Origin of the sequence: Neorhizobium sp. S3-V5DH (assembly GCF_004343065.1) — a bacterium.
GTDB classification, from domain to species: Bacteria; Pseudomonadota; Alphaproteobacteria; order Rhizobiales; family Rhizobiaceae; genus Neorhizobium; species Neorhizobium huautlense.
Map to the genome: position 1 here is coordinate 137,463 of NZ_SMCL01000002.1, position 19,779 is coordinate 157,241.

The 19,779-nt window shown below is 62.5% G+C and carries 18 protein-coding genes; 10 read left to right on the top strand and 8 right to left on the bottom strand.

What is annotated here, in order from left to right; translation table 11 throughout:
• Window positions 1-3 precede the first annotated feature (3 nt).
• From EDE09_RS04190 to EDE09_RS04200, 3 genes are read right to left on the bottom strand one after another with little or no spacing between them, the layout of a single operon-like run.
• Window positions 4-1,266 (bottom strand): CCA tRNA nucleotidyltransferase, encoded by a 1,263-nt coding sequence (locus EDE09_RS04190; protein WP_112800921.1) that lies wholly within the window; start codon window positions 1,264-1,266, stop codon window positions 4-6.
• Window positions 1,263-1,898, bottom strand: coding sequence for a CoA pyrophosphatase (locus tag EDE09_RS04195; RefSeq protein ID WP_132409069.1), 636 nt, complete (start codon window positions 1,896-1,898; stop codon window positions 1,263-1,265). Before EDE09_RS04195 ends, EDE09_RS04190 begins: the two co-directional genes overlap by 4 nt.
• On the bottom strand, window positions 1,895-2,518 hold the full coding sequence (locus EDE09_RS04200) for a DUF1285 domain-containing protein (RefSeq protein ID WP_132409071.1): 624 nt from the start codon (window positions 2,516-2,518) through the stop codon (window positions 1,895-1,897). The genes EDE09_RS04195 and EDE09_RS04200 overlap by 4 nt, the downstream gene beginning before the upstream one ends.
• Window positions 2,519-2,712: 194 nt before the next feature.
• Between EDE09_RS04200 and EDE09_RS04205 the strand changes: the two genes are divergently transcribed.
• Genes EDE09_RS04205 through EDE09_RS04230 form a run of 6 tightly spaced genes read left to right on the top strand, consistent with a single transcriptional unit; the run spans window position 2,713 to window position 10,469 of the window.
• Complete coding sequence (locus tag EDE09_RS04205) at window positions 2,713-3,726, top strand: MoxR family ATPase (RefSeq protein WP_105370307.1); 1,014 nt, start codon at window positions 2,713-2,715, stop codon at window positions 3,724-3,726.
• Between the two features lie 27 nt (window positions 3,727-3,753).
• Window positions 3,754-4,671 (top strand): DUF58 domain-containing protein, encoded by a 918-nt coding sequence (locus EDE09_RS04210; protein WP_105370308.1) that lies wholly within the window; start codon window positions 3,754-3,756, stop codon window positions 4,669-4,671.
• Window positions 4,668-7,508 carry a DUF4159 domain-containing protein gene (locus EDE09_RS04215; RefSeq protein ID WP_132409073.1) on the top strand — a complete coding sequence of 947 codons (2,841 nt, stop codon included), beginning with the start codon at window positions 4,668-4,670 and terminating at the stop codon, window positions 7,506-7,508. Before EDE09_RS04210 ends, EDE09_RS04215 begins: the two co-directional genes overlap by 4 nt.
• 11 nt (window positions 7,509-7,519) lie before the next feature.
• Window positions 7,520-9,586 carry a hypothetical protein gene (locus EDE09_RS04220; RefSeq protein ID WP_132409075.1) on the top strand — a complete coding sequence of 689 codons (2,067 nt, stop codon included), beginning with the start codon at window positions 7,520-7,522 and terminating at the stop codon, window positions 9,584-9,586.
• 2 nt (window positions 9,587-9,588) lie between these two features.
• Window positions 9,589-10,005: a GNAT family N-acetyltransferase gene (locus EDE09_RS04225; protein ID WP_112800913.1), complete on the top strand. Its 417-nt coding sequence runs from the start codon at window positions 9,589-9,591 to the stop codon at window positions 10,003-10,005.
• A 44-nt stretch (window positions 10,006-10,049) separates the two neighbouring features.
• Window positions 10,050-10,469, top strand: coding sequence for a GNAT family N-acetyltransferase (locus tag EDE09_RS04230; RefSeq protein WP_132409077.1), 420 nt, complete (start codon window positions 10,050-10,052; stop codon window positions 10,467-10,469).
• A 12-nt stretch (window positions 10,470-10,481) separates the two neighbouring features.
• On the opposite strand, the gene EDE09_RS04235 is transcribed toward EDE09_RS04230, so the two are convergent.
• Together EDE09_RS04235 and EDE09_RS04240 are read right to left on the bottom strand one after the other, a co-directional pair.
• Complete coding sequence (locus tag EDE09_RS04235; protein WP_132409079.1) at window positions 10,482-11,795, bottom strand: MFS transporter; 1,314 nt, start codon at window positions 11,793-11,795, stop codon at window positions 10,482-10,484.
• Window positions 11,796-11,872: 77 nt separating this feature from the next.
• Window positions 11,873-12,373: an N-acetyltransferase gene (locus EDE09_RS04240; RefSeq protein ID WP_132409321.1), complete on the bottom strand. Its 501-nt coding sequence runs from the start codon at window positions 12,371-12,373 to the stop codon at window positions 11,873-11,875.
• Between the two features lie 277 nt (window positions 12,374-12,650).
• Between EDE09_RS04240 and EDE09_RS04245 the strand changes: the two genes are divergently transcribed.
• Window positions 12,651-13,640 (top strand): glutathione S-transferase family protein, encoded by a 990-nt coding sequence (locus tag EDE09_RS04245; protein ID WP_132409081.1) that lies wholly within the window; start codon window positions 12,651-12,653, stop codon window positions 13,638-13,640.
• 432 nt (window positions 13,641-14,072) lie between these two features.
• Here the strand turns inward: EDE09_RS04245 and EDE09_RS04250 are convergent, their stop codons facing one another.
• Window positions 14,073-14,561: an NUDIX domain-containing protein gene (locus EDE09_RS04250; protein ID WP_132409083.1), complete on the bottom strand. Its 489-nt coding sequence runs from the start codon at window positions 14,559-14,561 to the stop codon at window positions 14,073-14,075.
• Between the two features lie 65 nt (window positions 14,562-14,626).
• Here EDE09_RS04250 and EDE09_RS04255 point away from each other — a divergent pair, with 65 nt between their 5' ends.
• The 3 genes from EDE09_RS04255 (at window position 14,627) to EDE09_RS04265 (ending at window position 17,015) form a co-directional block, all read left to right on the top strand.
• The gene (locus EDE09_RS04255; RefSeq protein WP_132409323.1) at window positions 14,627-15,580 is read left to right on the top strand and encodes a metallophosphoesterase; all 954 of its coding nucleotides are present in this window, start codon (window positions 14,627-14,629) and stop codon (window positions 15,578-15,580) included.
• Between the two features lie 104 nt (window positions 15,581-15,684).
• Window positions 15,685-16,164: a sigma factor gene (locus tag EDE09_RS04260; protein ID WP_105370317.1), complete on the top strand. Its 480-nt coding sequence runs from the start codon at window positions 15,685-15,687 to the stop codon at window positions 16,162-16,164.
• Window positions 16,165-16,166: 2 nt separating this feature from the next.
• Window positions 16,167-17,015, top strand: coding sequence for an anti-sigma factor (locus tag EDE09_RS04265; protein ID WP_132409085.1), 849 nt, complete (start codon window positions 16,167-16,169; stop codon window positions 17,013-17,015).
• Here EDE09_RS04265 and EDE09_RS04270 read toward each other — a convergent pair.
• On the bottom strand, window positions 17,012-17,788 hold the full coding sequence (locus EDE09_RS04270) for an alpha/beta fold hydrolase (RefSeq protein ID WP_132409087.1): 777 nt from the start codon (window positions 17,786-17,788) through the stop codon (window positions 17,012-17,014). The genes EDE09_RS04265 and EDE09_RS04270 overlap by 4 nt on opposite strands.
• A gap of 1 nt (window position 17,789) precedes the next feature.
• Window positions 17,790-19,508 (bottom strand): 2-isopropylmalate synthase, encoded by a 1,719-nt coding sequence (gene leuA, locus EDE09_RS04275; protein WP_132409089.1) that lies wholly within the window; start codon window positions 19,506-19,508, stop codon window positions 17,790-17,792.
• Window positions 19,509-19,779 lie beyond the last annotated feature (271 nt).

Consider the following 19,779-nt stretch of genomic DNA (forward strand, 5'->3'; position numbering starts at 1 on the left):
GCGTTAGAGGGATTTGCGGATCATCTCGCCGAGCCGGGCGGCAAGCGTTGCCCGGTCGGGGTTGAAATTGCGCTCGATCCAGAACTCTTCCAACTGATTGAGGATTTCGCCCACACGTTTTCCCGACGGCACTCCGGCGGCAATGACGTCTGCGCCTCCAAACGGGAAGATCGGCTTTTGATATCTCTCGGCCCTTTCAAGAAGCGTCGACAGACGCGCTGATCTGCGCATCCCAGCCGTGTCGCCCTGCGCTCCTGCCCGCGCCAGGGACAGGCCGAGCTTGAGCCGCATTTTGACGCCTTCTGTGCCGTGGCGGTAAAGCAGCCGGTCGAAAACCACGTCCGTGATGTCGTCCGGCGGCATGGGAGCACTGGCCCAGCCAGTCAGCTTCGCTGCCTCGGCATTCGACATCCTGAGGCGCTTTGCGAGCCCCTCCAGCCGTTCCGCATCCGGAGGCACGGTTGCCGCGAGCCTCAGCATTGGATCGGCTACCCAGCCCAGTGCCTGCTCTGTGGCGACAAGAGGGTGGATATTGTCGATCCCCCATTTTTCCGTTTCAGGAAGGATTTCCGTCAGCACGCCGACCTGCCGCATCCAGAGCAATGCGCGGGAGGGATCGGCGGCGGAAAGCAGCTTTTTCGTTTCGGCCCATACCCGCTCCGCCGAAAGCGCCGCAAGCTTGTCTTTGGCCCGCGCGCAGGCTCTCAGCCCCTCCGCATCAGGCCGGCCGGACCCGTAATGAGCAAAAAAGCGGAAGAAACGCAGGATCCGCAGATGGTCTTCGGCGATCCTTTGCGCGGGGTCCCCGATAAAGCGGACCATGCGCCTTTCGATATCCGGCAGACCGTCGACAAGATCGATCACCTCGCCCTTCACGTCGGCATAAAGCGCATTGATCGTCAGGTCGCGCCTTTCCGCGTCTTCCTGCCAGCCGGTACCAAACGCCACCTTGGCGCGCCGTCCATCGGTCTCGACGTCGCGCCGCAGGGTCGTCACCTCGAATGGATGGTGGTTGGCGACGAGCGTTACCGTGCCATGCTCGATCCCGGTCGGCACCGCCTTGATGCCGGCCTCCGTCGCCCGTTCCATGACCTGTTCCGGCAGAAGCGTGGTGGCGATGTCTATATCGGCAACCGGCAGTCCCATCAGCGCATTACGAACCGCCCCGCCCGCAACGCGAGCCTCGCCGCCATCGGCATTCAATAGCTTAAGCACACGTTGCAGCGCCGGGTCCTGAAACCAGGCCTCGTTGGCAACCGAGGTCATGCATAGAGCCTTTCGTAAAGCGTTCGCAGAATGCCGGCGGTTATGCCCCAGATGTTCCGCTCCTCATAGGGCATCAGATAGAAATGCCGCTCATGCCCATCCCACACGCGGCTGCCGCGTTGATGGTTCGCCTCGTCCATGAGGAACGACAGCGGCACTTCGAAGACATCGTCCACCTCGGTCGGATTTGGTTTCAGCTCGAAGCCGCGTCTGACCAGCGAAAGCACCGGCGTGATGCGAAACCCCGTCGCGGCATAATAGGTCGGCAAGCGGGAAAGCGGCTCGACGAAAGACCGGTCGAGACCGATTTCCTCCTCCGCCTCGCGCAGCGCCGCCTGTTCCGGCGAGACGTCCTCGGGATCGATCGCTCCGCCGGGAAAAGCGATCTGACCTGAGTGCTTCCGTAGAGTCGATGTCCGTTGCGTAAGGATGACCTTGGCCTCGTCGCCATCGTCTACGACAGGCACAAGCACGGCGGCATCTTTCAATTTCAGGCCAGAAGCGAAGTCCACCAGTCCGGGATTGAGAAGGTGGTCGCCGTGGTCGCGCCAGGCATGATCCACCGGACCGCCATTCTGGTTCAGTGCCCGCCTACGAAAATCCGCGGCGGAATAGGGAGCAAATCCATTCATCGCGCCAAGGCATCCAGTTCTGCTGCCGGCATCACGGGGAAAGTCTGACCGCCGGACCGAACGGAGAACATTTCGACGCCATCCACCACCACGGGCTCGCCGAGCTCCACGAGATCGTACATCACCGCCCGCGACACCAATGCCTCCAGCCGGCCGCGCACCAGCAGATAGGGTTTGAGTTCGCGATTATCGCCTGATATCGCGAAGCGGATCGGATGTCCCGCACCCGCCTCCACCACGTCACCGACATTTGTCCTGAACGTGAGGATCTGACGGCCCTCACGCAGCGTGACCTGCATCTCGACCGCCAGGAAGGGCGCGTCGGCGATCCGGATGCCGACCTTTTCCACAGGTGTTACGAGATAGGTTCTGCCGTCCTCATCCTTGCGCAGAACCGTCGAGAAGAGCCTGACGAGCGGCGCCCGGCCGATCGGAGTTCCCATGTAATACCAGGTGCCATCGGCACGGATCTCCATGTCGATATCGCCGCAAAAAGGCGGATTCCACTTCTCCACCGGCGGAAGACCGGTTTTTCCCGCCCCCTTCTGTTCCGAGGCGCGCGAAATCAGGGCGGCGAGCCCCGCCGCATCGGATGCGGAATTTATCGTCTGCGCTGCCATCTTTCAGTCCCGGTTGAACCGTAATCAATCACTGAAGCAAATGTTCCTCACGAGATAGTCATTCGAAACGAGCTTGTCAGCCATGTTTCGGGTAATAAGTTTGATCAGATGAGGTCTGCGCTGCACCGCAGCGATTCGCCGCCGGCCGACGACCACCCGGCTGAGCCTGCCGGTTCCGGATGATGGAGAACGACATGGGCATGATGAATTCCACCGAAGCAGTCCTGGACGAAAAAGCCATCATCGCGGCCGCCGAAAATGCGCTTGCCGATATCGCCGCTATCCGCGCCGAAGTCGCCAAGGTGATCTTCGGGCAGGAAAAGGTGGTCGAAAATACGCTGCTTGCGGTGCTTTCCGGCGGCCATGCGCTGCTGGTCGGTGTGCCGGGCCTCGCCAAGACCAAGCTGGTCAGCACCCTTGGCGCGGTCCTCGGTCTCCACTCCAACCGCATCCAGTTCACACCGGACCTTATGCCGTCGGATATCCTCGGCTCGGAAGTGATGGATACCGACGATGCCGGACGCCGTTCCTTCCGCTTCGTCAAGGGTCCGGTCTTTGCCCAGCTCCTGATGGCTGACGAGATCAACCGCGCCTCGCCGCGCACCCAGTCGGCGCTACTTCAGTCCATGCAGGAATATCATATCACGGTGGCGGGCCAGCGATATGATCTGCCCGCCCCCTTCCACGTGCTCGCGACGCAGAATCCGCTGGAGCAGGAAGGCACTTATCCGCTGCCGGAAGCACAGCTCGACCGTTTCCTGCTGCAGGTCGACGTGCTTTATCCCGAACTTGCCGCCGAACGGCAGATCCTGCTCGAAACCACTGGGCTTTCGGAAGCAAAGCCGCGGGGCATCATCGATTCTGCCCGCCTGCAGGAGATCCAGGTGCTCATCCGTCAGATGCCGGTAAGCGACAAGGTCGTGGATGCGATCCTGTCGCTGGTTCGCTCCGCACGCCCCGGACACGGCAATGCCTCGACCGACAAGCATGTCGCCTGGGGTCCGGGCCCGCGCGCCGGGCAGTCGTTAATGCTGACCGCCCGTGCCCGCGCCCTCTACGAAGGGCGGCTGGCGCCTTCGCTGGACGACGTCTATGCACTCGCCGAACCCGTCCTCGAGCACCGCATGGCGCTCACCTTCGCGGCGCGAGCAGAAGGCATGTCGGTACGCGACGTGATCGGCGGCCTAGTGAAGCAGGCGCGCGGATAGCCTCCGTCGGGTTAGAAAGGACAATGCGTGGCATCCATCGGCCAGATCGTAGAGCAGACACCGAGTAGCGAAGTTCTCTCCCGCGCCCAAGCGCGTGCCATACTGGTACCTGACTGCATGGTGGAGGCAAAACGTATCGCCAATACGGTGATTGCGGGCTGGCATGGACGCCGCAAACGCGGCATCGGCGAAAATTTTTGGCAGTTCAGGCCCTATGCGGAAGGCGAAAGCCTTTCGCGCATCGACTGGCGGCGTTCCGCCCGCGACGACCACACCTATGTCCGCGACCGGGAATGGGAGGCAGCCCACACAGTCTGGCTCTGGGCCGACATGTCTCCCTCCATGATGTACAAGTCGACGCTGGCACTGGTTTCAAAGGAAAGCCGTGCGCTGGTGCTGATGCTGGCGCTTGCCGAAATCCTTGCCCGCTCCGGGGAGCGCATCGGGTGTCCCGGCATCATGGAGCCCGTTTCGGCACGCAATGCCGCGGAGCGGCTTGCCGCCGCCATCATGCACGCCCCGTTGACCACCGGGCTGCCGGAAACCAGCATGATTCGTGGCCACAGCGATATCGTCCTGATCGGCGATTTTCTGGATGATGCCGATAGGGTGATGGAGCGTATCACGCCGCTCGGCCGTCGCGGCCTGCGCGGTCACGTAGTCGAGATCGCCGATCCGGCCGAGGAAACCTTCCCCTATGCCGGCCGTACCGAGTTCACCGACCCGGAAACCGGTGAAAGGCTGGTCTCTGGCCGCGCAGAAATGATCCGCGAGGATTATCAGCGCGCCTATCTCGCCCGGCGCATGGCCCTTGGCGATGGGCTGCGCCGGCTCGGATGGAGCTTCGTCTTCCACCGGACCGATCATCTCGCTTCCGAAGCGCTCGTCGCCGTGCATGGCTATCTGTCCGGCCTGCCGGCACAGAAACCGGGAGGCAGGGCATGAGCGGTTTGATCTTTGCAAACCCCGCCATCCTCTTCGGCCTGATCGCTCTTCCGGTCATCTGGTGGCTGCTGAGGCTCACGCCGCCGCGCCCGAAGACGGAGGTCTTCCCGCCGCTGAAGATCCTGGCGAGCGTCCTGAAGCGCGAAGAAACGCCCTCGAAGAGCCCCTGGTGGCTGACGCTCCTGCGCATGGCTCTTGCCACCGCCGTGATATTGGCGATTGCCGATCCGGTGATGAATCCGCGTGTCAACTCGTTGAATACCGACGGCCCGCTGGTGCTCGTCATCGACAACGGCTGGGCAAGTGCCGCCGATTGGGAACGGCGCGTCCAGACGGCAAATCTTCTGGTCGACGACGCAGAAAGCGCCGATGTGCCGGTCTCCATCGCCTTTACGGCCGATCCCAGCCACGACGCCGTCCCCGGCACCGCCGCAGCCGCCCGCGAAAAGCTCGCCGCAGCACGCCCGAAGCCTCTGGTTCCCGATCGCGCCCGCGCCGCCGAGGCCATCAGCGAAGCGATGAACGGAAACCGTCCCGGAACACTCGTCGTGATGTCGGACGGCGTGGCCGCCCCTCAGGACGCCGAAGCACTGTCGGTTCTGGCAGCGCTTTCACCCGCCCAATTGCGCCTCATCGAGGGCGACGGCCGGAGCGCCGTGGCAATCACCGACGCGGTCAACAATGCCGGCGCGATGTCGGTCACGGCCACTCGTCTTACCACCGGAGCGCCGCAGCAGTTGGCGGTCAATGCGCTAGACGCGCAAGGCCGGGCACTCGCCTCCGGAACGTTCGAATTTGCCGCCGGCGCCGCGACCGCCACGGCCGAGATCGCCTCGCCCTTCGAGCTTCGCAACGACTTTGCCCGCCTAGGTCTCGACGGCCTGGCAACGGCAGGCTCGGCCCACCTGCTCGACGACGGCTTCAAGCGCCGGCGCGTCGCGCTTCTCGCCGGCGAGAGCGGCAGTGATTTCCAGCCGCTCCTGCAGCCGCTCTATTACATCAGCCGGGCACTGCAGCCCTATGCGGACGTCATCCAGCCGAATACCGCCGATCTGTCCGTCTCCATCCCGCAGATCCTCGAAGGCAATCCTTCCGCCATTATCCTGGCCGATGTCGGCCGCCTGCCGGCGGAAACCTATGCGCCGCTGCAGCAATGGATCTCCCGTGGCGGTACGTTGATCCGCTTTGCCGGACCGCGCCTGGCCGCAGCGCCTTCCGACGACCCGCTGGTTCCGGTCATCCTCCGCCAGGGCGAGCGCGCGCTCGGCGGTGCCATGTCCTGGTCCGAACCCCAGCCGCTTGCCGACTTCCCGAGTTTCGGTCCTTTCGCCGGCATGCCGCGGGCGACGGATATCACCGTCACGCGGCAGGTTCTTGCCGAGCCGACGCCGGATCTCGCCGAGCGTACCTGGGCGAGCCTCGCCGACGGCACCCCCCTTGTCACCACCAAGGAAGTCGAGGCCGGCCGCATCGTCCTCGTCCATACCACCGCCGAGGCAACCTGGTCCAACCTGCCGCTGTCAGGCAATTTCGTGGAGATGTTGCGCCGTCTCGTGCAGATCGCCCGCGCCGGCGGCGCCGCATCCTCCGGCCCGGCCTCGGATGGCGCGGCAGCAACCTTGCCGCCCTATCGCCTTTTGACCGCAGACGGCATCCTGACCACCGAAACCGGAACCGCCCGGCCGATCGCCGTCGCTGCCAACGAGACCCCGGTCGCCAGTTTCGATCATCCCCCGGGCCTCTATGGCACCGAAGACGGCTTTACCGCCGTCAACCTGCTGGCTCCGAAAACCGTCATCGCGCCCTTCGATGTGACGCCTGTCGGCGCAGCGGTGGCGCGCGAAGGGCTGGCTGGCGGTGAAGCCATTTCGCTCCGCCCTGCCCTGTTTGCCGCAGCCTTCGCGCTGCTGGTGCTCGACAGCTTCATCGTGCTGTTCATGAATGGCGCCTTCGCCCGCGGTGGCGTGCGACGAAATCGCGGCGCGGCTGCAGCCGCGATTGTCGCGACCCTTGCCTTGGGCCTCCTCACTTTTGCACCCGGCCGGATGATGGCGCAGGACATGCCGCCGGGGGCGGGAGCCAAGCCAGGGGACGAGCAGATCCTCGAGCGGCTGGACACCACCCATCTGGCCTATGTCGTCACCGGCGAGGCCGACGTCGACAACCTGTCGGAACAGGGGCTGGAAGGGCTCGGCCAGTTCCTGACCTATCGCACCACGCTCGAACCCGGCGCGCCGGTCGGGCTTGATATCACCAAGGATGACCTGTCCTTCTATCCGATCATCTACTGGCCGATTTCCGCCAACGCGCCGATGCCCTCGCAGGCAGCGATTTCCCGCATCGATGCCTATATGCGCAACGGCGGCACCGTTCTTTTCGACACGCGAGACCAGTACTCCGCACTCGACGGTGGCGGGACAACGCCGAACGGCGAGCGCCTGCAGGCAATCCTTGCCAATATCGACATACCGCCGCTAGAGCCGACGCCCGAGGATCATGTCCTTACGCGCTCATTCTACCTGCTCACCAATTTTCCGGGCCGCTATACCGGCAGTCCGCTCTGGGTCGAGGCGCGGCAGGAGGCGAGAAACACCGGCGCCCAGCTGTCGTCTTCGGGCGACGGCGTCACACCGCTCCTCATCACCGGCAATGATCTCGCAGGGGCCTGGGCCATCGACCCGCAGGGAGCGCCCGTATTGCCCACGGTGCCGCCCGATGAGATGCAGCGCGAATACGCCTATCGCGCCGGCGTCAACATCATGATGTACATGCTGACCGGCAACTACAAAGCCGATCAGGTGCATGTCCCGGCGCTGCTTGAGCGTCTTGGCCAGTAAGGGAGCAGCCGATGACCATCGAATTCTCCCCCTTCTTCTCCTGGCCGGTTCTTGCCGCTCTCGGTGTGCTGGCGCTTATCCTCGCCGGCCTCGCATTCTGGCGCGGCGTGCGCGGAGCCACGCTGCGCACGCTGGCACTTGCCGCGCTGCTTCTGGCGCTCGCCAATCCGACCCTGATGCAGGAGGATCGGGAACAGCTCTCGACCGTGGTTCCGATCATTGTAGACCGCTCGCAAAGCCAGGAGACCGCGGGGCGTAAGGAGCAGACCGACGAGGCTCTCGCCAGCCTGAACGACCGGTTCTCGCGATATCCGCGGATCGAGACAAGGGTGGTCGATGTCGCTGACGACGAAAATTCGGACACGCCCTCGACGAAGCTCTTTACCGCCCTGCGTTCTGCCATTTCCGATGTTCCCCCGGCACGCATCGGCGGCGCGGTTTTCCTGACCGACGGCCAGATCCATGACCTTCCCGGCATCAATCAGAACCTCGGCTTCAACGCTCCCGTCCATGGTCTCATCACCGGCCAGCCGGATGAGTTCGACCGCCGCGTCGAGGTGGTGCGTGCGCCCCGCTTCGGCATTGTCGGCGAAGAACAGGAACTGACGCTGCGCGTCTTCGACGACGGCCGTTCCGGCAGCAACGCCGCCCAGGTGACGGTGCGGATGAACGGCCAGCAGATCGCCACGCTTCAGGCGCGCACCGGCATCGAAACGCCGTTTGCCTTCACGGTTCCACGCGGCGGCAACAACGTCATGGAATTCTCCGTTGCCGAATTGCCGGGCGAAGTCACGACCGCCAACAATCGCGCCGTCCACGTCATCGACGGCATTCGGCAGAACCTGCGCGTCCTGCTGGTGTCCGGCGAACCGCATGCCGGCGAGCGCGCCTGGCGCAACCTCCTGAAATCGGATGCCTCGGTCGACCTCGTCCATTTCACCATCCTGCGGCCCCCGGAAAAGCAGGACGGCACACCGATCAACGAACTGTCGCTGATCGCCTTCCCCACCCGCGAACTTTTCGTCGAGAAGATCAAGGATTTCGACTTGATCATCTTCGACCGCTACAAGCATCGCGGCGTGTTGCCGATCCTCTATTACGATTATATCGCCCAATATGTGCAGAGCGGCGGCGCGTTGCTGATCGCCGCAGGTCCGGAGCACGCTGGCGAAGATTCGATCGCCTCTACTCCGCTCGAACAGGTTCTGCCCGCCGCACCGACTGGAGAGGTCCACAGCGCGGCTTTCTATCCGCATCTGTCGGAAGCGGGCCAGAAACACCCCGTCACCCGCGGCCTGGACGGATCGGACCAGACGCCGCCTGCCTGGGGCCGCTGGTTCCGCACCATTGACGTTAATACGCCGCAGGGCCAGACGGTCATGGAAGGGGACGGCAGCCGCCCGCTTCTCGTGCTAAACCGCCAAGGCGAAGGCCGCGTCGCCATGCTCTTGTCCGACCAGGGCTGGCTCTGGGCGAGAGGTTTCGAAGGGGGCGGGCCACATGTCTCGCTTTACCGCCGCATCGCCCATTGGCTGATGAAGGAACCGGAACTCGAAGAAGAGGCATTGACCGCTCGCGCCCTCGGCCGGACGCTGGAGGCGACACGCCAGACGATCGGCGACGATCCGGGTCCTGCCAGGCTTCGTTATCCCTCCGGCCGCACGGAGACGGTGCCTATGACCTCCGCCGGCCCCGGCGAATACCGGCTGGAGCGCCGGATGGACGAAACCGGCCTTTTCGAAGTCAGCAGTGGCGAGTTTTCCACCCTCGTCCATGTCGGCGCTGTCGATGCGCCGGAATTCAAGGCGATGATCTCCACCGAGAACACGCTGAAACCCTACGCCGACAAAACCCATGGCCTTGTCAAGCGCGTCGCCTCCGGGGACGGAATATCGCTGCCGGACATCCTGCCCGTGCGCGGTGAAGTGCGCGTCAACGACCCGGACCGGATGGTGATCCGCATGACGGACGAGAGCGTGCTGCGCGGCATCGATACGCTGCCGCTGTTTGCCGGCTTTGCCGGGCTTTCCGCCCTCCTCTTTGCCGTCGCTGCCATGTGGTGGCGCGAGGGGCGCTGAGCATGGCCGATCTTGAACTGACGTCCGAGCCCTCGCCTGAGGACCTTGCCGTAATCCTGGACGGGCTGACCGCCTTCAACGAAGGCGAAGTGGGCGCGGCGGAACGCCAGACGCTGGCCGTGCTGATCCGGGATCCAGAAAGAAAGGTGATCGGCGGTCTTTCCGGCTACACGTCCTGGGGCTGGCTGTTCACCCAGCTGCTGTTCATCCCGCAATCGCTGCGCGGCAATGGTATGGCCGGTCGGCTGCTTCGGACGGCCGAGGAAGAAGCCCGCCGCCGCGGCTGCCATGGCGCCTGGATCGACACCTTCAATCCTGTCGCCCTCGAAGCCTATAAGCGTCAGGGTTATGAGACATTCGGCGAATTACCCGGCTTTGTGAGTGGCCGGACCCGTACCTTCCTCAAGAAGGCGCTTTGAGTTATTCATCCGCTTACGGAATTTTACGCAAAGACGCCGGCGGCATGGATATCGAACTGAAATTGGTCGAGGGGGTCACGCCCGAGGAAGAAGAAATCATCCTCGATCGACTGAAGGCCTACAATATCGAAAGGTTCGGCAGGAGCGACCGCCGGGAGCTTGCAGTGCCGATCTACAACGCCGAAGGCAAGGTGATCGGCGGATTGACAGGCTATACCGGCCGCGGCTGGCTCTATGTGGCAATGCTTTACGTTCCCGATGAACTGCGCGGCCAGGGCCTTGCCGCCCGCATGCTGGATTTGGCGGAAACGGAAGCCCGCGCCCGGGGCTGCATCGGCGCCTATATCGATACGATGAACCCCGACGCTTTGAGGGTCTACCGGAAACAGGGTTATGTCGACATCGGCAGCCTGAACGGCCTTGCGGGAGGCCATTCTGTCACTTGGCTGCAAAAGCGTTTTTGACCTTCCCTCACCTCAGGTCAGCGACGTCTGGCGCGTTTCCGTATTGATCATGATCCCGGCAAGCGCGGCGAGCACGAGCAGTCCGGCAAAGATGCCGATGGTGAGCCCGAGGCCCTGCACCACGACATAACCGACCAGCGACGGCGCGAGCAGGCCGCCGAGACGGGCCATGGCGCCTGCCGCCCCCATGCCGGTTGCACGCGACGCCGTCGGATAAAGCTCCGGGGTATAGGCGTAGAGAGCGCCCCAGGTGCCGAGCAGCGCAAAGCTCATCAGCAGCAGAGCCGCTGCGATGAGGCTGGCATCCGAGGCAATCACGAAGAGCAGGCAACCGAGCGCCGACAGCAGGCAGAAACCGATCAGGGTCGGCTTGCGGCCCCATTTCTCGACGCCGTAGGCCGCGAGCGCATAACCCGGAAGCTGCGCCAGCGCCACGAGCACCAGGAAACCGTAGCCGCGGACGAAGCCGAAACCTTCGCCGGCGAGCCTTGCCGGCATCCAGGTGAAGACGCCGTAATAGGACACCGACACGAGAAACCAGATCGCCAGGATCATGATGCTGCGCTGGCGCAGTCCGGACGAAAAGATGCCGGTCGATTTCACCGGCGGCGGCGAAACGAGACTGGTTTCAGCTCCGAGCTGCGGCCGACCGTTGACGACGAGCATCCGCTCCACGATCGCTTTGGCTTCGTCACTCCGGCCGGAACGCAGGAGATAGAGCGGCGATTCCGGCACCAGGAACCGCAGGCCGATACCCGCAACAGCCGGAATTGCCGTCACCGCGAAGATATAGCGCCAGGCATCGGCTACCCCGGCAAGGCTCGCCCCCCAAGCGGCGAGCGCCACGACCAGCGTACCGACGGCCCAGAACCCTTCGAGGAACACCAGCCAGCGCCCGCGGTTCTTCGCCGGCAGGAACTCCGCCATCATCGCATAATCCACCGGCAGTGTGCCGCCGACCGCAGCGCCGGTCAGGAAGCGCAATATCACGAGGATCGTGAAGTCCGGAGCGAAGATGGAAAGGGTGCCGAACACAGCGTCGCAGGCGACGGTCACGATCAGCACCCGGCGGCGGCCGATACGGTCGGCGAGTCTGCCGAAACCCATCGCACCGAGAAGCATGCCGAAAAAGAAGGCCGTGCCCGTCTGCAATGCCTGAGGCACCGTCAGGCCGAAGGTTGCCGCGATGGAGGCGGCGGTGAAGCCGACCGCCAGCACCTGCATCGCATCCGCAGCCCAGACGAGGCCAAAAATCCCCATCAATCGCCGCTGGTAGGTCCCCGCCCCGGCGCGGTCCAGCGCGTCGTCCATCGTGATTGCCGTCATGCACCTGTCCCCCGGAGTTGACGAATCATCCCGGCAGTCATTGCCGGCCAATGGAAAGGTTGATTAGCGGACTTGGGCTATGGACGCCAGCCGATCGTTCCCTTGAGACGGGTATGCACGTCTTCCGCAATGGGTACGACGAGGACCCGGTTCGGATCCACGGGCCCCGGGAACTGGAGCGCGTTATACGCAACCTTCTCGAAACCGAGAGGGCTGTAATAGGGCGGATCACCCACCAGGATCACCGCTTCCGATCCCTTCCGTTTCGCCGCCTCGATCGCAATCCGCACCAGCTCGCGGCCGATGCCGCGATTTTTATGCGACGGCCGCACGGCGAGAGGTCCCAGCAGATGGCCCTTTACATCCCCGGCAAGAACCGGGGTCATCCGGACCGAAGCGATCGTCTCTCCATCATCGGTGCAGACGAAGGACAAGGAGCGGTCGTGCGGCCCCTGCTCCCGGATCCGGGCGGCGGCACGGGTGTGACGGCCCGGCCCGAAAGCTTCCGCATTGATGAGTTCGATGACGTCGTCATGGGACGCGTCTTCGGTGAGATAGACAAGTTCGTGCTTGTGCAGGAATTCGAGCTGAGACATGAAAGGACCGAAGCCGTGGAAAAAGAGCGGACAGGACAAGTGATCTCGATGACGCCGTGTGAGCGTCTTTCCCTAAGATCAGCGTCGTCGCAGTGCCCGTGCCTCAGTCATGGAAACAAATATCCCCAAATTGCGGAAAGCCAACTAGCAGGAAAATTCCTTTCCGTCCAATCGAAAAACGCAGTGTTTGCAAAAACGCGGCTCGCCAAAAGTCACCGCTGCCGTATCTATTGGCCGAAATAACCTCAAGGAGAATGCCATGGGCATGCTTGTCGATGGAAAATGGCAGGACGTCTGGTACGACACGAAGGAAAGCAAGGGCCATTTCAAGCGGGCTGCTTCGCAATTCCGGAACTGGGTAACTGCCGATGGCGCCGCCGGCCCGTCTGGCATAGGCGGTTTCAAGGCGGAGGCCGGGCGCTACCACCTCTATGTCTCCTACGCTTGTCCCTGGGCGCATCGCACGCTGATTTTCCGCAAACTGAAGAAGCTCGAGGAGCTGATTTCTGTTTCGGTAGTCGATTATCTGATGCTGGAGAACGGCTGGGAGTTTAAAAGGCGCGATGGTGCGACCGGCGACGACCTCTTCGATTACGACTATCTCTATCAGGTCTATCTGAAGGCCGATCCGCACTATACCGGACGCGTCACCGTACCGGTTCTCTGGGACAGGAAGCAGAACACGATCGTCTCCAACGAAAGCGCGGAAATCATCCGCATGTTCAACAGCGCCTTCGACGGACTGACGGGCTCCGCTGCGGATCTCTATCCGGAAGATCTCCGCGCTGAAATCGATGAGCTGAACACGCTCGTCTATGACACCGTCAACAACGGCGTCTACAAGGCAGGTTTCGCGACCGAGCAGGAGGCCTATGCGCAGGCCGTTGCCCGGCTTTTCGATACTCTGGACATGCTGGAACAGCGCCTCGGCCCCAGCCGCTATCTCTTCGGCGACCGGCTGACAGAGGCCGATTGGCGGCTCTTCACCACACTCTTCCGCTTCGATCCGGTCTATGTCGGCCACTTCAAATGCAATATTCGCCGCATCGCCGACTATCCGAACCTCTCAGGCTACCTGCGCGACCTCTACCAGCATCCGGGTATCGCCGAGACCTGCAATCTCCTGCACATCAAGAACCACTATTACGGCAGCCACCGGACGATCAATCCGACCGGCATAGTGCCCGTGGGCCCGGTGATCGATCTGGATGGACCGCACGGAAGGGAGAAATTGAAGACCGCAGCATGATCGGCATCGCATCGGCGACGGCTGCGACACACCGCCGCCGATATATCCAAAAGAATATTTCGATCGACTTTGGCGTCCAAACGGACTATGAATAAGGAGACGAAGGGTCACGGGTCGGGCGCCAGTAATCGCTTCTCCCCCGACGGAAGGGAGGCAGCCATGTGCAATGCAGTTTCGGTGTTTCCCAGAAACCAATACTGGGTCGTACGGATTGTCGAACAGGGCGCCGAAGCCGAACGCGAGTTTCTTTACGAAGTACACGCTCGCGCCTGGGCTGAGGGCCAATACATCAGGCTGAACAGGTCATTTTCCCCTAGCGCTGGCATTGTAAAGCGGGCGCCTATGGAAGCTGGCGGATGTTTCGAGAGCCTGGAAAATGGACACACCAGCTTTGGCGGAATGATTCCCGGCTGATCAACCGGTCGGCAAGCTTCACCAGAAATCCGACTTCTCAACCTCGCCGCACAGTTCCTTGAGCCGTCGCCGGGTCGCAGTCGTCGTGTCCTCGGGCAAGGCATCCAACGCGAAAAATCCGCTCTCCGCAATCTCCCTGTTGGGAGCCCTCGGTGCCATCTGATCGACGGTCACCTGGTAGAAGAGGACGTGATCCCGCTTGCTGGCATTGCGATTATAGTAGACGTGAAAAAGGGCCGGTTCTCCGAGGATTTCCAGATTGCCCTCTTCCCTCAGCTCCTTCGCGAGTGCGGCGCGGGCAGTCTCGTGCCGTTCCATGCCTCCGCCCGGCATGTACCAGCCGGGAACATAGGTATGGCGAACCAGGAAGATGCGCCCTTCCGCATCGAAGCAGGCTGCGCGCACGCCAAGCGTCATGCCCCGTCTCATGATGAAGAACTGGTGCAACAGCCAGACCATCATCCTTGTTCGAAAACCTCGGACCTCCGGGATGCCGTCATTGCTCATTCATAACTCCGGGAGCCGTCAGAAAATCGATAACGATTTGCGGGCTTATGCGTTATGTCTGCGGCATGTTCAAATTCGCGCATATTTCCGACATCCATTTAGGCCCGCTTCCGAAACTGACGCTTCGCGAACTCTTTTCGAAGCGTATCACCGGCTTTGTCAATTGGCACCGGAATCGCCGCAAGCATCTTTTCGTCAACACGCTTGACCTGCTTTTGAGCGATTTGAAGACGCGCGAGCCGGATCATCTGGTCGTGACCGGTGATCTCGTCAATCTTGCGACCGGCATCGAGATCCGACTGGCTGCCGAATGGCTGCAGACCATCGGGGATCCTCTGGAAACGACGGTCGTGCCGGGCAATCACGATGCCTATGTCCCCGGCGCCCATGATAAGTCGGTGGCGGCATGGTATCCCTTCATCGCCAGCGATGACGACCCGGAAATCTGGCCGGAGCACGACCACATCTTCCCCACCTATCGGCGCCGCGGGCCGATCGCGGTCATCGGCTGCTCGACATCCAATGCGACCCCGCCTTTCTCGGCTTCCGGCTATTACAGTCCCAGGCAGGCGCGCGAAACCGTAAACCTGCTGAAGAAGGCCGGCGAAGAGGGTCTGTTCCGCATCGTGCTGATCCATCACCCCCCGATTCATGGCGCGGCATCCTCGCACAAGAGAATGATCGGCATCCGCCGTTTTGCCGCCGCGATCTCGACCGGCGGCGCCGAACTGGTGCTGCACGGGCACACCCATCTCAACACGCTTTATTGGCTGAGAAGTCACCACGGTCAGGTTCCCGTCCTCGGCATAGCCTCTGCGTCGCAGGGGCCGGGCGGGCACAAACCGCGGGCCGCCTACAACCTGTTCACCCTTTCCGGGGAACCCGGCGCCTGGAACCTCCTCTGCGAGCGCTACAGTCTCACCGAGAATGGAGACGGAGTGGGTCTCGATATCAGCCGGCTCCTCTACGGCGAGATGCCGCCGACCATTTCGATCCCGGAAGCCGCGAGAATGTTGTAGAATCAATGTCGCGATTGTTGCGGAATCGCCACATTCCCGTCATAGCTAGTATCAGACTAAGTCATCACCGACATTATCAACCATAGCAAAGCCGCTCTCTGCCTATGAGCCAACCGAGCCCATCGACCGACATCCGGCGCGATCTCGTCGCCCTCCTCCCACGCCTGCGTCGTTTTGCGATGACGCTCACGGGCGATGCGTCGGATGCCGACCAGCTGGTTCGTGGCGCTGCCATGCGGGCGATTCAAAAAAGCCACCACTGGAAGGGAGAGGGACGGCTCGAGAACTGGCTATTCAGCATCATGCGGACGATCTGGTCGGACGAAGCGAGGAAGCGCCGAAAGGCTGAACCCGCCGGAACCGACGCCGGCTCGGCGCCCGAAAGGAAGAAGACGGCGAGTGCCGTACTCTCGATGCCGGAAGGGCTTGCCTCCGCTTTCCTGCTTACCGATGTGGAAGGCTTCACCTGTCAGGAAGCCGCCACCATCCTGGGTATTCCGGCAGATCAGCTTGCGGCCCGCCTCTGTGCCGCCCGCCTTGGTCTTTCATCGCTCAACGCCGTGACAACCGAGCGGAGGGCGTGACGGTGAACGCGTCGCAGCCGTCACCGCTCGAATTGCGGCTCTCCGCCTATGTCGACGCACAGACGGGCGACGGCGACTGGCACGATGTCGAAGAACTGCTGGTGAACGATCCTCAGGTCCGCGCATTGCACGACGCGCTGCGGCACGGCTCGGAAATCGGCCGACGGGCGTTCGACGATATGCTGAAGGAACCCGTTCCGCTCGATCTGGTCCGCTCCATCAAGCACGCACCGTTGCCGCGCCGTGCCGTCCGGCTGCCGCAGGCTCCGCGCTCCGGCTTTTCGCTCAAACCATCTGGCGTGCGGACCTTCATTGCCTGCCTCTCCCTATTCGTGCTTGGCGGCGCAATCGGCTATATGCTTGGCAGCCGCCCGGCAGCGCCCCAGGGACGTGTCGCCATTGCGGCGCCGGCGCAGGCCGCGCGCGATTGGCTGGACGATATCATCGCCCAGTATCGGCTTTATGCCCGCCAGACCAATCATCTGACGGAAATCCCCGCCGAAAGAGCCGCCGACATCCTAGAATGGCTGACGACCAATACCGGAATAAGCTTCCGCATTCCGGATCTTCAAGGCAGCGGCCTCGTCTTTCAGGGAGCGCGCATGTTTTCCGCCGGCGGCACTCCGGCCGGGCAGCTTTTTTACCGGCGCGTCGATGGCGATGCGGACGGCGACGTGATCGCCATCACCTTCACCAAGACGCGGCCCGAGGGCAATCGCTCGCTCGAGGAAATCCGCAACGAAACGGGAATCGTCACCTGGGTGACCCCGCTTGCGACCTACATGGTCATAGGCCCCTCTTCCGCCGCGGATCTGGACGATATCGCCGCAAAGGCTGCGGGGCTGATCTAGACCGCGTGAGAAATACCGAGCCGAATGACGCGGACGACCGCCTCCGGACATTCGTCGATCAGCATATGACCGGCCTCCGGCAAGCGGTGAACAGCGACATTCGAGGGTAAGCCGTCGGCCTGCGTAACGGGAAGAATACCGTCTCCCTCGCCCCATAGAACACGCACTGGCATTGCCAGCCGTCCCAGATCTTCGACCGGTAGCATCCCTTGCTCACGGCCTCCGGCATCGACCAGGATGGTACCGAGAATCCGCTTCAAAGCCTCGCGCGCACCGGAAAGGCGCCGCCGCTCCAGCGTGCTTTCCACCTCGGCGTCGCTTACAGGATGTTGTCGGCCGCTCATCATCAGAAGCGCGGCCCGCATCTCCTCCCTATTCCCGGCAGAGGCATAGCATCTCAACGCTTCTCCATTGATCCCCCGGCCGAAGCCGCCCGGTGCGAAAAGCGTCAGGCTCGCGACCTGTTCCGGAGTTCGCAATGCGATGAGCGCCGCCACCGCGCCGCCCATGGAATGGCCGGCAAGGTGGAACTTCTCAACATCGCGCTGGTGAAGATCGGCAACTATGGCTTTCGCCATCCATCCCGCGCCGCCGGCCGGCTCCACGGACAGCGACCTGCCATGTCCCGGCAAATCATAGGCGATGACCGGCAGTTCCGCCGCCAGTGTCTTGGCGACGGCGGTCCAGGCGGCGGCTGTTCCGCCGAACCCATGCAGAAGCACGATGGGAGCTGCCCGATGCAGCTCACCATAAAGTTCGGCGTGGAGGCTCATGTCAGGCCTTTGTCGCCCGCTCTTCCAGTACCCTGTTCGCCGCTGATACGATCGCTTCGAGCGAGGCCGCGACGATGTTCTTGTTGATGCCGGCGCCGAACAGTTTTCCGCCCGGATGCTCCATTTCCACATAGGCGATCGCAGAAGCGTTGGAGCCGTGCTGCAGCGAATGTTCGGAGTAATCCGCGACCGACAGCTCGATCCCGAGATAGGTCGACAGCGCATGGATGAAGCCGTCGATCGGCCCGGTGCCCTTGCCCTCGATGCGCTTCACCTCGCCGCCGTCCGTGATCTCGGCGGCCACGACGCGCACGCCCTTGTGGTCGCTGCCGGCTGGATAGGTGTGATGGTCGACGAATTTCAGTCGAGCGTCCGGCTGTTCCACATAGCGCTCGATAAAACGCTCGTAGATGCGTCTCGAGGGAAGTTCCACGCCCTCTTCGTCGGTAATGCGCTGGATGTCCTCCCGGAATTCGACCTGGAGATTGCGCGGCAGATTGAGGCCGTAGTCTTCCTGCAGGATATAGGCGATGCCCCCCTTGCCGGACTGCGAGTTGATGCGGATGATCGCCTCATAGGAGCGGCCGACATCCCGTGGGTCGATCGGCAGATAAGGCACCTCCCAGACGGGGTGGTTCGCCACCTTGATCGCCTTCATGCCCTTGTTGATCGCATCCTGATGCGAGCCGGAGAACGCGGTATAGACCAGTTCACCGACGTAAGGGTGCCGTTCGGGGATCTTCATCTCGTTGGAATATTCGTAGACAGCCTTGATCCGCTCGATGTCGGAGCAGTCCAGCTCCGGGTCCACGCCCTGCGTGTACATGTTGAGCGCCAGGGTGACGATATCTACATTGCCGGTGCGCTCACCATTGCCGAACAGCGTGCCTTCCACCCGGTCGGCACCGGCCATCAGAGCGAGCTCGGTTGCGGCGATACCCGTGCCTCGATCGTTGTGGGGATGCAGCGAAACGATGACGTTCTCGCGGTTGTCGATATTGCGGCACATCCATTCGATCTGGTCGGCATATATGTTCGGTGTCGCCATCTCGACAGTGGACGGCAGGTTCAGGATCAGCTTGTTGTCCGCGGTCGGCTTGATGATGTCGATGATGGCATTCGAAATTTCGAGCGCGACCTCCAGTTCGGTGCCGGTGAAGCTTTCCGGAGAATATTCGAAGCGATAACCGCCGCCTGCCTTTTCCGCCATTTCCGTGATCATCTTCGCCGCATCGACCGCGATCTGCTTGATGCCGGCGACATCCTTGCCGAATACCACGCGCCGCTGCAGTTCCGAGGTCGAATTGTAGAAATGGATGATCGGCTTGTGTGCGCCCTCCAAAGCCTCGAAGGTGCGGGTGATCAGCTCCGGGCGGCACTGAACAAGCACCTGCAGCGAAACGTCTTCAGGCACGCCGCCCTCTTCCACGCACCAGCGTGCAAAATCGAAATCCGTCTGGGATGCGGATGGAAATCCGATTTCGATCTCCTTGAAGCCCATGTCCAGCAACAGCTTGAACATGCGCGCCTTGCGGTCGTGACCCATCGGGTTGACCAGCGACTGGTTGCCGTCGCGCAGGTCGACGGAACACCAGATCGGCGCCTTGGAAATCGTCTTGGAAGGCCAGGTCCGATCGGGAATATTGATCGCCGGATAAGGCCGGTATTTCACGGCTGCCTCCGGCATGCCCTGTTTTACGGTGTGGGTCTTGGCGTCCATGGTTTGAACTCTCTTCTCGCTTCACGCGTTGCTGTGGCGCCCGTTCCGGGAAAAGCCGTCAGCGATGCGGACCCTTAGGGTCTATTGTGGCCGATGTCTTGAATGTTCGTGAGAGGAGCTCTTGCGCCGGCAGGCTTTCGGCCGCCGGGCGCTCCTCAACGGACCCGGCAACCGCGCGTAAGGTCGAGGCTAAGAAGCGAGAAAAGCGCAAAAACCGTCGCCCCGGCCGCGGTGCGGCGGGTCGGCAAACGGTGGGACATGATTGCGCCTG